This window comes from Streptomyces sp. CY-1 (assembly GCF_047218265.1).
Lineage (GTDB): Bacteria > Actinomycetota > Actinomycetes > Streptomycetales > Streptomycetaceae > Streptomyces > Streptomyces niphimycinicus.
Genome location: NZ_CP178393.1, coordinates 7,994,045 through 8,007,804, shown reverse-complemented (window position 1 = coordinate 8,007,804; position 13,760 = coordinate 7,994,045). Strand labels below are relative to the sequence as shown.

Sequence of the window (13,760 nt, the reverse complement as noted above, 5' to 3'; positions counted from 1 at the left end):
CACCGCCGCCGGGGGAAGCGGCACCGCCGGGGGAAGTGGGCCTGCCGACGGCGGTGAAGCCGCCGCCGAGGGTGGCACTGCCGCCGGGGGTGGCACTGCCGCCGGGGGTGGCGTCGCAGGGAGAAGTGGCCCTGCTGCCGCGGATGCTGGCACTGCTGCCAGGGGTGGTGGCACCGCAGCGGGGGTTGGTGGCGGTGCTGGGGGCTCCGCCTGGTCTCCGGCGGCCGCCGCGTCGGTGGACGGTGCCCTGACCGTCGGGACCGCCGCGGGTGGGGCGGGAGGGGCGGGATGGGCGGGAGGTCTCGTCGTCCCGGCCGGGGGAGGCGCTGTGTGGGAAGGGTGCGGGAGGGGTGGCGGCGGGGGGCCGGGGTGGGCGGAGTCGCCGGAGTCGGTCAGGGCGCCGGGCACGGGCTGCGGTCGGGGAGACAGGGGGGCTCCCCCGGGGGTGTGCGGCATGGTGGGTGTGGCGCGGGCATCACGGCGTTCACGTCCTGGGCCCGGCGCCTGCCTCCTTCGGTGGTGCGATGGCGGTGCGGTCGTACGGTGCGGGGCACGTCAGCGTCGGTTTCCGGCGGTCGGTGGGGCGAACGGGGCAGCGGCGGGCGGGAGTTCACCGGAGCGGGCTCCGGAGGTGCGGATCGCCGCGTCCAGGGCGTCGGCGAGCCGGTCCAGAACGGCCTCTGTCTGCTCGTCGGTGATGGTGAGTGGAGGGAGGAGGCGGATCACCGCGTTGTGGCGTCCGCCGAGTTCGACGATGAGCCCGCGCCGCAGGCACTCCTGCTGGACCGCCGCCGCGAGCGCGGGGTCGGCGGGCGGAGCCGCCGTACGTGCGACACCGTCGTACGATGCCCTCCCGCCCGGGGCTTGGCGCGCACCCCTGCCCGGGGCTTGGCGCGCACCCCTGCCCAGGGCTTGGCATGCATCCCCACCCGGGACTCCGCGCGCACCCCCGCCCTCGGCGCCTGTCAGCCAGGCTCCTTCGCACGGGGTCACTGCGCCCAGGGCCACCTCGCTCGGGGGTGTTCCGTACGGGGTTGCGCCGCCCTGAGTCCGCTCCCAGGCGGGGCTCACGACGGGCCCGGCCTGCGCCGCGGGCCCGACCCGCGCTGCGAACCCGGCCTGCCCGGCCTCCGCGGTTGCCTCCGCTTCCGCGGTGGGCTCCGCTTCCGCGATGGGCCCCGCCTCCGCCGTGGGCCCCGCCTCCGGGGTGACCAGTTCCAGGCCGATCATGAGGCCGCGGCCGCGCACCTCCCCGATCTGCGGGCGTCCGGCGGCGAATCGGCGCAGCCGCTCCAGCATCCGTCGGCCGACGACCGCCGCCCGCCGGGCGAGGTGGTTCTCCCGGACGTACGCGAGAGTGGCCGTGCCCGCGGCCATCGCCAGTTGGTTGCCGCGGAAGGTGCCCGCGTGGGCTCCGGGGGGCCAGACGTCGAGCTCCTCCCGGTAGACCACGACGGCCAGCGGCAGGCCCCCGCCGATGGCCTTCGACAGCACCATCACATCGGGCACCACCCCGCTGTGGTCGACCGCCCAGAAGGCTCCGGTACGCCCGACGCCGGTCTGCACCTCGTCCGCGATGAGCGGGATGGAGCGGGCCGCGGTGATCTCGCGCATCCGGCGCAGCCAGCCGTCCGGTGCCGGGATCACCCCGCCCTCGCCCTGTACGGGTTCGAGGATCATCCCGGCCGGGTCGGGCGCCCCGCCCTTCGGGTCGTCGAGCAGCTTCTCGGCCCAGCGCGCGGAGAGTTCGGCACCGCGCTCCCCGCCGACCCCGAACGGGCAGCGGTAGTCATATGGAAAGGGCAGCCGGGTCACCCCGGTCGCAGAGGCCCCGGTCACAAAGGCCCCGGCCGCAGCGGCCCCACCCGAGGCGGCCAACGCACCGGCCGTCATCCCGTGGTACGCCCCGGAGAAGGCGAGCAGGCCATCGCGCCCCGTGGCGGTCCGCACCAGCTTGAGCGCGGCCTCGACCGCGTCCGTGCCCGCCGGTCCGCAGAACTGCACCCGCGCGCGGGCGGCGAGTCCGGGCGGCAGGGTCGCGAACAGCTCGTCCGTGAAGGCGTCCCTGACCGGTGTGGCCAAATCCAGGACCTGGAGCGGCGCTTCCGAGTCCAGGACGGCCCGGATCGCCTCCAGCACCACCGGGTGGTTGTGCCCCAGGGCCAGCGCCCCGGCACCGGAGAGACAGTCGAGATAGCGGCGGCCGTCGGCCCCTTCGACCGTCATCCCCCGGGCGCGCACCGGAACGATGGGCAGCGCCCGGGCATAGGTGCGGGCAGCCGACTCACGCAGCGCCTGGCGCCGCAGAATTCCCTGGGTGACGCCACCGTCGTCGGAGACGGCGGACAGGGCCATCGGCGGGAGCTGGGTCACGGCCACGAGTCTCGGTCCTCCTGCTGCTGAACACCCTCCGGCTGTCCCCCGTACGTACCAACGACGCGTGAGGCTCTGGATCACGGGCTGAGCGAAGATCCTTGCGGCCGGGAACCAAGGACCCGCTCGCAGCCGTCGTAGGCGGCACCGGCATAGTGGGATACCACCCCATTGCCGGGGCGGTGCATGACAATTCCACATAGGCCGTAGAGCAGATCAGTACCTCAGGGGGAGTTCCGCCCATGCCATCCTCACGCCGACCCGCACTCGCCGTGGCCGCCATAGCCTCGGTTCTGGCGCTCACCGCCACCGCGTGCGATTCCTCGGACGACAACACCGACGCCAGGCCGACCGCGTCGTCGGAGCAGGGCGTGGACGACATCAAGCTGCCCGACAACCTCAACGACAAGTTGAAGAACCTCGGCATCGATCTGGACCAGTGGAAGAACGGTGCCTGGAACAAGTGGGACCGGGACGACTGGCTGCGCGAGGCCGGTGACTTCATCAACCCGATCATCAAGGGTCTGTGGAAGCCGGACAGGATGCGCGACGCGCAGGAGCCCGACAAGCCGGTCGACGACAGCGACATCGCGGACGACCAGGGTGTGACCGACCCCGATCCGCAGCCTGTCCAGGCCAAGGAGGTCACCAGCCCGTACAGCTCCAAGGTCCCCTACGCGGGCAAGGTCTTCTTCGACGGCCCCGAGGGTTCGATGGTCTGCTCGGCGACGGTGGTCGAGGACCCGGCGCACCCCGGCAAGTCCAACCTGGTGTGGACGGCGGGCCACTGCGTCCACGCGGGCAAGGGCGGCGGCTGGTACAAGAACCTGATGTTCGTCCCCTCCTACAACGACGCGGGCAAGTCGCAGGCGGAGCTGGAGAACGCCACCAAGGAGGAGCTGGCTCCCAAGGGCGTCTGGTGGGCCGACTGGGCGCAGACCTCCTCGCAGTGGATCGACAGGGGCGCGGCCGTGGGCGGCAAGGGCGCACCGTACGACTTCGCGGTGATGCATGTGAAGCCGGAGGTCAGCGGCGGCAAGTCGCTCGAGGAGATGGTGGGCGGCGCGCTGCCGGTCGACTTCAACGCCCCGGCGGTGAAGTCCATCGACGAGATCACGGCCACCGGCTACCCGGCCGCCCCGCCGTTCGACGGCCAGAAGATGAACCAGTGCGCGGACAAGCCGGGCCGGCTCTCCCTGGACGCCAAGCAGCCGACGATGTACCGCATCGGCTGCACCATGACCGCGGGTTCCTCCGGCGGTGGCTGGGTCGCCGAGGGCGCGGACGGCAAGCCCGCGCTGGTGTCCAACACCTCGATCGGTCCGTCCAACGCGACCTGGCTGGCGGGCCCGCACCTGGGCCCCGAGGCGAAGGGCGTCTACAACGCCGTCAGCAAGAAGTTCGCGAGCCAGTGACCGGCTGAGCCGGTAGCCGTCTGGCACCATGACGGCGAGGGCCCGCCCCCGGAGTTCCGGGGGCGGGCCCTCGCCATTGTGGTGCCTGACGTGGCTAGTGCTGTCCGGCGGCCGCGGCCGGGACGAAACGCCGCAGCTCCGCCGCGAGCTCCTCGTGCACCCGTGCCTTGAGCAGCGTGCCCTCGGGGGTGTGCTCCTCGGAGAGCACCTCACCCTCGGCGTGGGTGCGTGCGACCAGCTTGCCGTGGGTGTACGGCAGCAGCACCTCGATCTCGACCTGGGGCCGGGGCAGCTCCTCGTCGATCACCGCGAGCAGCTCGTCGATGCCCAGTCCGCTGCGGGCCGACACCGCCATGGCGCGCCGCTCCATGCGCAGCAGCCGCTGCACGACCAGCGGATCGGCCAGATCCGCCTTGTTGATCACGACGATCTCGGGCACATCGACCGCGCCCACATCGCGGATCACCTCGCGCACGGCGGCCAACTGCTCCTCCGGCGCCGGATGCGAGCCATCCACCACATGGACGATCAGATCGGCGTCGCCGACCTCCTCCATCGTGGAGCGGAACGCCTCGACCAGGTGGTGCGGCAGGTGCCGGACGAATCCGACGGTGTCCGCCAGTGTGTAGAGCCGCCCGCTGGGGGTCTCGGCCCGGCGCACGGTCGGGTCGAGGGTGGCGAACAGTGCGTTCTCCACCAGGACGCCCGCACCGGTGAGCCGGTTGAGCAGCGAGGACTTGCCCGCGTTGGTGTATCCGGCGATGGCGACGGAGGGGACCTTGTGGCGCCGGCGCTCCTGCCGCTTGATGTCGCGGCCGGTCTTCATCTCGGCGATCTCGCGGCGCATCTTCGCCATCTTCTCGCGGATGCGGCGCCGGTCCGTCTCGATCTTGGTCTCACCGGGACCACGGGTGGCCATACCGCCGCCCGAGGATCCGGAGCCACCGCCACCCATCTGCCGGGACAGCGACTGGCCCCAGCCTCGCAGCCGCGGCAGCATGTACTGCATCTGGGCGAGCGAGACCTGCGCCTTGCCCTCTCGGGACTTGGCGTGCTGAGCGAAGATGTCGAGGATCAGGGCGGTCCGGTCGACCACCTTGACCTTGACGACGTCCTCGAGGTGGATGAGCTGGCCGGGGCTCAGCTCACCGTCGCAGACCACGGTGTCGGCGCCGGACTCGACCACGATGTCGCGCAGTTCCTCGGCCTTGCCGGAGCCGATGTAGGTGGCGGGATCCGGCTTGTTGCGCCGCTGGATCACGCCGTCCAGCACCAACGCGCCCGCGGTCTCGGCGAGGGCGGCCAGCTCCGCCAGGGAGTTCTCCGCGTCCTGCGCGGTGCCGGAGGTCCATACGCCGACCAGCACCACGCGCTCCAGGCGGAGCTGCCGGTACTCGACCTCGGTGATGTCCTCGAGCTCGGTGGACAGCCCCACCACTCGCCGCAGCGCGGCACGGTCGGAGCGGTCGTACTGGTCGCCGTCACGCTCCTCGTCGATCTCGTGACTCCAGGCGACGTCCTCTTCCATCAGGGCGTCGGCCCGAAGGCTCTCGGCGGGTCGCTGCCGGTCCTGCGGAAGGGAAGAGGAGTGGGTCAAAGGAATCCTTACGTCGTGGAATACCGTCACTGTCGACAACGCGTGGCGGGCCCGCGGGATTCCCCGCCGGGACCGGCCGCGACGCCGACTCCTTGATGGTCGCACGCGGCGGCCGGGCCGTCACCCTGGTTTCACGGCCCATGGCACGGCGTAACGCACCGCATGCCGCCCCGCCCGGGCGCCCGGCAGCGCGGCGCCCTTCGTGCTCTCCTTCGCCGTCGGCCGCCAGTCGGGGTGTCCCGGCATCGGCGGCGTCTTCTCGCCGTACAGCCAGGGACGGAGGAATCCGCTCAGATCGCGCCCCGCCGCCTGAGAGGCCAGGCGGATGAAGTCGGCGGTCGAGGCCACACCGTCACGGTGGCGGAGCACCCATTGCCGCTCCAGCCGGTCGAAGGCGGCCCGGCCGATCCGCTGCCGCAGCGCGTACAGCACCAGCGCGCTGCCGTCGTAGACGACCGGGCGGAAGATGCCGATCTGCTGGTCGGAGTCGGCCGGCTTGGGGGCGGCGGGCGGCCCGTCCTCGGCCCGCCAGGCATCCGACTGCTCGTACGCCTTGCGCATCCGCCGCTTCATGCTCGCCTTACCGTGCTCATCGGCGTACAGCGCCTCGTACCAGGTGGCGTGGCCCTCGTTGAGCCATAGATCGGACCAGCGGCGCGGGCTGACGCTGTCGCCGAACCACTGGTGCGCCAGCTCGTGCACCATGATCGATTCGATGTACCACCGGGGCAGTTGCTCGCTGGTGAACAGATCGCGCTCGAAGAGGGAGAGCGTCTGTGTCTCCAGTTCGAAGCCGGTGGTGGCGTGGGCGATCAGGACGCCGTAGTTCTCGAAGGGGTAGCGCCCGGCCTTCTTCTCCATCCAGGCCAACTGGCCGGGAGTACGTGCGAGCCACTTCTCCAGCCGTGCGCGGTCCGCCGCGGGTACGACGTCGCGCACCGGCAGCCCATGGGGCCCGGTGCGGCGCGGCACGGCGGAGCGGCCGATGGAGATCTGCGCCAGTTCGGTGGCCATGGGATGGGCGAGGCGATACGTCCAGGTGGTCCGCGATCCCTTGCGGACGCGGGGTCCGGGAAGACCGCCCGCGACGACCGTGAGGTTCTTCGGTGCGGTGACCCGGAAGGTGAAGCGGGCCTTGTCGGCGGGGTGGTCGTTGCAGGGGAAGACCCGGTGGGCGGCGTTGGCCTGGTTGGCCATGACCAGCCCGTCGCTGGTGCGGACCCAGCCGCCGTTGGCACCGCCCCGCGGATCGCTGGTGTGGTGGACGGTGACCCGGAAGGCGGCGCCCTTACGGAGCGGGGTGGACGGCGTGACCACCAGGTCCTCACCGGCCGTCACGAACCGGGCCCGCGCGCCGTCGACCCGCACCGAAGCCACGACGCCCTGGGCGAAGTCGAGGTTGACGGTGCGCAGGGGCGCGGTGGCGCGGGCATCGATGGTGGTGACGGCGTCGAGCGGCCGGTCCTGACGGCGGTAGTCGAACGCGATGTCGTACGCCGTGACGTCGTACCCGGGGTTGCCCAGCTCCGGAAAGAGCGGGTCGCCGATGCCCAGGGGCCCGGGGTGGGTGGACGAAACCGGCCCCGCGGCGGAGGAGGGGCCGACCGCGAGGAAGACGGCGGCCATGGCCGCGGCCACCAGCGCGGTCCTGCGGCGCCCCGTGCGCGGCGGCCAGGGGCGGCGCCCCGAAGAAAACGTCATGCCCTACGGCTACCAGCGCCCCGGCGCCGACGCAGTCGCTCCCGGCCTTGATCCACCCGAAGGAGTTCAGGCGGCCCGGCCGCGTTCAGGAGCGCGCCGCGGCCATGCTGCGGCCCTCGCGTGTCACGTCGTAGACCCCGGGGACGTTGCGCATGGCCCGCATCAGCGTCGGCAGCCTGCCCGCGTCGGGCAACTGGAGCGTGTAGGTGTGCCGGACCCGCTGCTCACGGGGCGGTTCGACGGCGGCCGCGACCACCTCCGCGCCCTCGGCGGCGATGGCCTCGGTGAGGTCCGCGAGCAGATGCGGTCTGCTGAACGCCTCCGCGAAGAGGGTCACGCGATAATCGCCGCCCCCGTCTCCGTCGTCCTCGTCCGCCCAGCGCACCGCGACGGCCGTGCGCCCGGCCGCGGTCATCCGCGCCACCCCGGGGCAGCGCTCGCGGTGCACGGTGACGGCACCGCCGCGCACCGCGAAGCCGGTGACCGCGTCGGGCGGCACGGGGGTGCAGCAGCGGGCGAGCCGTACGGTCGCGCCGGGCCGGTCGACGACGATGCCCGCCTCGCGGCGGACCGCCCCGGCCGCGGGGACGGCGGTCTCGCCGCCCTGCGCGGCCTGCGAGCCCTGCGCCTCCTGGCCGTCCTGCCCGTCCTCGCCGGAGAGCGTGGAGGCGGAATCCGCCTCCTGGGCCGCTTCCCGGGACTCGTGCTGCGCGGGCTGCGGCGCCGGGTGGGCGGCCAGCCAGCGGTTGATGGCGATGCGGGCGGCCGGGGTGCGGGCGTGGTCGAGCCACTCCGGCGAGGGGCCGTGCGAGGCGGCGTCCCGGGTGTCGCCGGCCATCAGCAGTTGCAGGGTGTCGCCGTCGCGCAGCACGGTGCTCAGGGTCGCGATCCGGCCGTTGACCCGGGCGCCGATACAGGAGTGCGCGTCCTCGCCGTACAGGGCGTACGCGGCGTCCACACAGCTTGCGCCCGCCGGCAGGCCGAGCGTCCCGCCGTCGGAGCGGAAGACGGTGATCTCCCGGTCCTGGGCGAGGTCGTCGCGGAGCGAGGTCCAGAAGAGGTCGGGGTCGGGGGTGGCGCTCTGCCAGTCGAGCAGCCGGGACAGCCAGCCGGGGCGGGTCGGGTCGGCCCGCTCGCCCTCGGGGGCGTCGGCGCCCTCCGTCGGGGTGTACGGATTGCCGAGGGCGATCACTCCGGCCTCCGCGACCCGGTGCATCTGATGGGTGCGGATGAGGACCTCGGTGACCTCGCCGTCGCGCCCGGCCACGGCCGTGTGCAGCGACTGGTAGAGGTTGAACTTGGGAACCGCGATGAAGTCCTTGAACTCCGAGATCACCGGGGTGAAGCAGGTGTGCAGCTCGCCCAGGACCGCGTAGCAGTCCGCGTCGTCGGAGACGAGGACGAGGAGGCGGCCGAGATCGGTGCCGGTCAGCTCGCCGCGCTTGAGCCCGACCCGGTGGACGGAGACGAAGTGCCGCGGCCGGACCAGGACTTCGGTGGTGATGCCCGCCTCCTGGAGCACGCCCCGTACGTCCTCGGCGGCGCGGGCCAGCGGGTCGGGGCGCCCGGCGTGGGCTTGGAGGAGCTCGCGGGTCCGCGCGTACTCCTCGGGGTGGAGGATGGCGAAGACCAGGTCCTCCAGCTCGGTCTTGAGCGCCTGCACCCCGAGCCGCTCGGCGAGGGGGATCAGCACATCGCGGGTGACCTTGGCGATGCGCACCTGTTTCTCGGGACGCATCACGCCGAGGGTGCGCATGTTGTGCAGCCGGTCGGCGAGTTTGATCGACATCACCCGGACGTCGTTGCCCGTGGCGACGAGCATCTTGCGGAAGGTCTCGGGCTCGGCCGCCGCGCCGTAGTCGACCTTCTCCAACTTGGTGACGCCGTCGACGAGATAGCGGACCTCCTCGCCGAACTCCTCCCCCACCTGATCGAGGGTCACCTCGGTGTCCTCGACGGTGTCGTGGAGCAGCGAGGCCGTCAACGTGGTGGTCTCGGCGCCCAGTTCGGCGAGGATCAGCGTGACGGCCAGCGGATGGGTGATGTACGGCTCACCGCTCTTGCGCATCTGGCCGCGGTGGGAGGACTCGGCCAGGACATACGCCTTGCGGAGCACATCCAGATCGGCTCCGGGATGGTGTGCGCGGTGGACCTTGGCCACATGCTCGATCGCGTCCGGCAGCCGGCCGCGGGAGGCCGGCCCGAGCAGGGCCGCCCGGCTGAACCTGCGGAGATTGCGCAGGTCGATGCGGGGGAGGCCGCGCCTGCGGCCGAACGGGGCCTGGTCGGTGGCCTCTGCGCTCATGGGCAACCTCCGGCGGCGTCGAGCGTCAACCGGCGTGGGTACTCCCCCGGGGCCGGTGCTTGATGCTATCGAGCCCATCACGCACGGCCGACCGGCTCTCGCCCAGAGTGAAACGGATCACCCATTCGAGGGAAGTGTCAGCCGAGGTCCGTGCCCAGCCAAGCGGGATCCAGTTCCCCCTCGGCCACGATCACGGCAGGGCCGGTCATCTCCACCGTACCGTCAGGCCGTTCACTGATCACAAGGCGCCCTCCGGGGACGTCCACGGTGTACGTGACGGGGTGGCCGGTGACCGCCGGGTCGGCCCCGTCACGGCGCGCGGCGGCCACCATCACGGCGCAGGCGCCGGTGCCGCAGGAGCGGGTCTCACCGGAGCCGCGCTCATGCACGCGCATCGCGACATGGCGCGGGCCGCGGTCGACGACGAACTCGACATTGGTGCCGTGGGGGTACGCGGAGGCGGGGCGCACGGCGGGGGCGGCGAGCAGATCACCGGCCTGGGCGAGGTCGTCGACGAAGGCGACCGCGTGCGGGTTGCCCATGTTCACGTTGCGCGCGGGCCAGCTCCGCTCACCGACCGTGACCGTGATCTCCGCCTCGGGGCCGGGCCCGGGCAGCGTGGCCTCGCCCATCACCACGGTGATCGGGCCGTCGGGCCCCGTCGTGGCCTCGCCCGGCCGTGCGGCGTCGCCGGCGTCCTTGGCGATGTGGACCCGGCGCACTCCGGCCCGGGTGGCGACCGCGAGATCGCCCGCCTCGGCGAGCCCGGCCCGCTGGAGATACCGGGCGAAGACCCGGACGCCGTTGCCGCACATCTCGGCGATGCTGCCGTCGCTGTTGCGGTAGTCCATGAACCATTCGGCCTGGTCGGCCATGGCCCGCGCCTCGGGGTGCGCCGAGGACCGCACGACGCGGATCAGCCCGTCACCGCCGATACCGGCACGGCGGTCGCAGATCCGGGTGACGGCGGCCGCGGACAGCTCCAGGCTGCCGTCCAGGTCGGGGACGATGACGAAGTCGTTCTCGGTGCCGTGACCCTTGAGGAAGGACAGCCGTGGTGCGGTGCTCATCCCTCGATCCTACGGGGCACCGTGTGCGCCGTCCCTCCGTGCCCGGACCGTCGGCGCCGGGCGGGCCGCAGGGCCGCCACGAGCGCACCGCCGCGAGGCGCCATGCGGGCGCGTGCCGGGCGCCGTGCCAGGCGCCGTAGGGCCGCGGAGATCCGCCAGAAGGGCCCTAGCGGAGGCGGGCCACCCGCCAGAAGGTGAGGGCGGCCAGCAGGGCCACGATCACCACGTAGAGGACGACGAAGCGCCAGTCCGGGCGGCGTCCGGAGCCTCTGGGGGGAAGGCCCGGCCAGGTGTAGCCCACCCGGCGGGCGGCCATCAGGCCCCAGCCCGCCGCGCAGCAGCTCAGCAGCAGGCCGAGCATGGCCACGACCGCCCCTCCGTCGCCGAACTCGAAGGCGAGCGGGAAGGCGAACATCAGCGAGCCGAGGATGGCGAGGCCGACGATCGGCGCGATCTGCCAGATCCGCAGCCGGCGCGGCGGGCGCAGCTCCCGGAAGGACTCCCCGGGGACGGATCCCGCGCCGTCCGGGTCCTCGGAGCCGTCATCGAGGACCGGTGCGCCGGTCTCGTGGAGCCCTCCGGCCTCATCGGGGCCGTCGGGGGTCAGCGGCCCCGCGTCTCCGTGCGGCGATTGATGCGATGCGTCGCGAGGGCCGGCCTCCATCGCCACACGCCCTCCCCACTCCAGACACCACGGCACGATCGGAGCTTGATGATGGCATGCCCGCCGGGGCCCGAATGACGAGCTGAGCGTCCCGATGCCATGACGTGATCAGGCTGTGACCGCCCGTTCAACCAACGCGAGCGCGCTCGCCAGGAGTTCCCCTCTGCGGTCGGCGGCTCCGCTGAGCCAGTGGACCCGGGGATCGCGGCGGAACCAGGAATCCTGGCGGCGCGCGAACCGCTTGGTGGCGCGCACGGTTTCGGCCCTGGCCTCCTCCTCGGTGCACTCCTGCGCGAGCGCGGCCAGCACTTGCTGATAGCCGAGGGCGCGGGAGGCGGTACGGCCGGCGCGCAGCCCGGCGGCCTCCAGCAGGCGGACCTCCTCGACCAGCCCGGCGTCCCACATCCGGTCCACCCGCAGGGCGATCCGCTCGTCCAGCTCGGGCCGCTCGACGTCGACGCCGATCTGGAGGGTGTCGTAGACCGCCTCGTGCCCGGGCAGATTGGCGGTGAAGGGGCGGCCCGTGATCTCGATGACCTCCAGCGCCCGGACCACCCTGCGGCCGTTGCTGGGCAGGATCGCGCGGGCCGCCTCGGGGTCGGCGGCGGCGAGCCGGGCGTGCAGGGCCCCGGAGCCCCGCTCCTCCAGCTCGGCCTCGAGCCGGGCCCGGACGGCGGGGTCGGTGCCCGGGAACTCGAGCGCGTCGATGGCCCCGCGGATGTAGAGGCCGGATCCGCCGACCAGGACGGGGGTACGGCCCTCGTCGAGCAGGCGGTCCATCTCGGCGCGGGCCAGCCGCTGGTACTCGGCGACGCTCGCGGTCTGGGTGACGTCCCAGATGTCCAGCAGCCGGTGTGGCACCCCCTGCCGCTCGTCCTCCGTCAGCTTGGCGGTGCCGATGTCCATGCCCCGGTAGAGCTGCATGGAGTCGGCGTTGACGACCTCGCCGTCGAGATGTCTGGCGAGCGCGACGCCCAGATCGGACTTTCCGGCCGCGGTGGGGCCGACGACGGCGATGACTCGCGGCGGGTGGCCTGCAGTATTCACCGGGCCAGTCTCGCAAACGCCGGGGGTCTCCTCGAATGAGCGACGTGACGGGGCTCCGCCGGGTTCGTTGCCCGCTTGCGAGGTTCCGAGGGCCGGTTCACGGAATCGGCCTCCGCGCGCGGCGCAAGTGAACGCTCCGAGCGGCACGGGATTTCGCCCGCACGAGTAAGGTATGGAGTAGATATGGGCGTGTTTTCCAGGTTTCGTCGCGATCGTCATGTGCCGAAGGAGGCGAGCCGCTCGTCCGAGAAGGCACCGTCCGCACAGGACATCCAGGTCACGGCCGACGCCATCACGGCGGAGGCCGCGTCCGGGACAGGCGACGGGGCTGAGACCGCGCGGAGCGGGAAGGAGAACCCGGTGGGTGAAGGCGCCGGGATCCCCAGGCAGCAGTCCGCCGCCGAGGCGGCCGACAGTGAGACCGGTGAGAGCGCCCGCACATAGGCAGCCGACGAGGGTAGGTGGCACATGGGCCTGATGGACAATCTCAAGGCCAAGGCCGGTCAGATGAAGGGCAAGGCCGGCAGCCTCGCGCAGCAGCACGAGGCCAGGATCGAGCGGGGCCTGGAGAAGGCGGCCAAGACGGTCGACACCAGGACCAAGGGCAAGTACAGCGCCAAGATCGAGACTGGCAGGGGCAAGGCGAAGGGCGCGCTCAACCGCCTCTCGCACATGGACGAGGACAAGCCCAAGCGCAAGCGCGACGAATAACGCCGGCCAGGCCAGGACGGCGCCCAGGACGGGGGCGGGCGACGCCGGGCCCCGACCGGCCGGCCCCGCCGGTACGCGGCCGTGGAGCGAAGGCTCCACGGCCGCGAGCGGTCTATGAAGACCAGCTCGCCACGAAATACCCCACGCCGTACGGCGCTTCGTCATACCGCAACTCCCCCTTCAGGGGCGCCCCCTCGGCCGCCCCCGCGAGCACCTGCAACGGCGCGCGGCCCGCCGCCTTGAGCTCGTACGCCAACTCCTCGTCGAGCGCGGCCAGCGCCCCGGTGTCGGCGGCCGCCAGCGCCCGCGCCACCTCGGCGTCGAACGGGGCCGCCCGCTCGTCGAGATAGCCCGGCGCCTTCAGCGTGCGGCATGCGGTGCCGTCGCCCATCACCAGCAACGCCATCCGCTCCGCCCGCCCGGCGAGCTCCCTTCCAACTTCAATACACCGCTCGGCCGCGAGAGGTTCCCCCACACCCAGCCCCTCGACGGGCACCGCCGGATCCCACCCCGCGTACTCCAGCAGCCAGGCGGCGACCGCCAGCGACAGTGGCAGGGAGGGCGACGGCGGCAGCGAGGGCGCGGAGCCCTGCCCCGCGGCATCGTCGCCGCCCGACACCCCGTCCGCCGCCGCCAGCCGCACATCCAGCTCCACGCCGAAGCCGCGGAACGATCCGGCCGTGCCCTGCGCATGCGGTCCGCGCCCGGCACGCTCGGCGGGCCCCACCACGATCAGGCGCTCCGGACCCGCCGCCGCGAGGGCGCGGACGGCCTCGGCACATGCCGCGCGCAGCCCGTCCAGCTCGGGGGCGGCCCCGGCGGCGACCTCGGGCACCAGCAGCGGCGGACACGGGCAGACGGCGGCGGCGATCAGCAT

General features: G+C 72.8%; 11 protein-coding genes. 3 read left to right on the top strand and 8 right to left on the bottom strand.

The annotated features are described in order from the left end of the window. Positions 1–555: 555 nt before the first annotated feature. Positions 556–2,355: a diaminobutyrate--2-oxoglutarate transaminase family protein gene (locus tag ACK1X7_RS34460; RefSeq protein WP_413116929.1), complete on the bottom strand. Its 1,800-nt coding sequence runs from the start codon at positions 2,353–2,355 to the stop codon at positions 556–558. Between the two features lie 260 nt (positions 2,356–2,615). On the opposite strand from ACK1X7_RS34460, the gene ACK1X7_RS34455 reads away from it, so the two are divergent. Then, positions 2,616–3,788 (top strand): trypsin-like serine peptidase, encoded by a 1,173-nt coding sequence (locus ACK1X7_RS34455; protein WP_361512903.1) that lies wholly within the window; start codon positions 2,616–2,618, stop codon positions 3,786–3,788. A 94-nt stretch (positions 3,789–3,882) separates the two neighbouring features. Here ACK1X7_RS34455 and hflX read toward each other — a convergent pair whose 3' ends face one another. The 6 genes from hflX to miaA form a co-directional block, all read right to left on the bottom strand. Next, positions 3,883–5,385 (bottom strand): GTPase HflX, encoded by a 1,503-nt coding sequence (gene hflX, locus ACK1X7_RS34450; RefSeq protein WP_385149328.1) that lies wholly within the window; start codon positions 5,383–5,385, stop codon positions 3,883–3,885. Positions 5,386–5,505: 120 nt separating this feature from the next. Then, positions 5,506–7,086, bottom strand: coding sequence for a M1 family metallopeptidase (locus ACK1X7_RS34445; protein WP_385149331.1), 1,581 nt, complete (start codon positions 7,084–7,086; stop codon positions 5,506–5,508). Between the two features lie 85 nt (positions 7,087–7,171). Beyond that, the gene (locus ACK1X7_RS34440; protein ID WP_413116097.1) at positions 7,172–9,391 is read right to left on the bottom strand and encodes a RelA/SpoT family protein; all 2,220 of its coding nucleotides are present in this window, start codon (positions 9,389–9,391) and stop codon (positions 7,172–7,174) included. A gap of 137 nt (positions 9,392–9,528) precedes the next feature. Then, a complete protein-coding gene (dapF, locus tag ACK1X7_RS34435) occupies positions 9,529–10,461 on the bottom strand; it encodes a diaminopimelate epimerase (RefSeq protein WP_390792720.1) in 933 nt (310 codons plus the stop codon). A 166-nt stretch (positions 10,462–10,627) separates the two neighbouring features. Beyond that, entirely contained in the window at positions 10,628–11,125 is a 498-nt protein-coding gene (locus ACK1X7_RS34430) for a hypothetical protein (protein WP_361494146.1), read from the bottom strand. 108 nt (positions 11,126–11,233) lie between these two features. Next, positions 11,234–12,172, bottom strand: a complete 939-nt coding sequence (gene miaA / locus ACK1X7_RS34425) for a tRNA (adenosine(37)-N6)-dimethylallyltransferase MiaA (protein WP_361494148.1) — start codon at positions 12,170–12,172, stop codon at positions 11,234–11,236. Between the two features lie 189 nt (positions 12,173–12,361). Here miaA and ACK1X7_RS34420 point away from each other — a divergent pair, with 189 nt between their 5' ends. After that, the gene (locus ACK1X7_RS34420; RefSeq protein ID WP_413116096.1) at positions 12,362–12,616 is read left to right on the top strand and encodes a hypothetical protein; all 255 of its coding nucleotides are present in this window, start codon (positions 12,362–12,364) and stop codon (positions 12,614–12,616) included. 24 nt (positions 12,617–12,640) lie between these two features. Then, complete coding sequence (locus ACK1X7_RS34415; RefSeq protein WP_078644170.1) at positions 12,641–12,883, top strand: antitoxin; 243 nt, start codon at positions 12,641–12,643, stop codon at positions 12,881–12,883. A 112-nt stretch (positions 12,884–12,995) separates the two neighbouring features. On the opposite strand, the gene ACK1X7_RS34410 is transcribed toward ACK1X7_RS34415, so the two are convergent. Continuing rightward, entirely contained in the window at positions 12,996–13,760 is a 765-nt protein-coding gene (locus ACK1X7_RS34410) for a class III extradiol dioxygenase subunit B-like domain-containing protein (RefSeq protein WP_390792718.1), read from the bottom strand.

Coding starts and splice junctions, on each gene's coding strand:
- ACK1X7_RS34460 (WP_413116929.1), bottom strand. CDS start 2,355: ATGGCCCTGTCCGCCGTCTCCGACGACGGTGGCGTCACCCAGGGAATT.
- ACK1X7_RS34455 (WP_361512903.1), top strand. CDS start 2,616: ATGCCATCCTCACGCCGACCCGCACTCGCCGTGGCCGCCATAGCCTCG.
- ACK1X7_RS34445 (WP_385149331.1), bottom strand. CDS start 7,086: ATGACGTTTTCTTCGGGGCGCCGCCCCTGGCCGCCGCGCACGGGGCGC.
- ACK1X7_RS34440 (WP_413116097.1), bottom strand. CDS start 9,391: ATGAGCGCAGAGGCCACCGACCAGGCCCCGTTCGGCCGCAGGCGCGGC.
- dapF (WP_390792720.1), bottom strand. CDS start 10,461: ATGAGCACCGCACCACGGCTGTCCTTCCTCAAGGGTCACGGCACCGAG.
- ACK1X7_RS34430 (WP_361494146.1), bottom strand. CDS start 11,125: ATGGAGGCCGGCCCTCGCGACGCATCGCATCAATCGCCGCACGGAGAC.
- ACK1X7_RS34415 (WP_078644170.1), top strand. CDS start 12,641: ATGGGCCTGATGGACAATCTCAAGGCCAAGGCCGGTCAGATGAAGGGC.
- ACK1X7_RS34410 (WP_390792718.1), bottom strand. CDS start 13,760: ATGCTGATCGCCGCCGCCGTCTGCCCGTGTCCGCCGCTGCTGGTGCCC.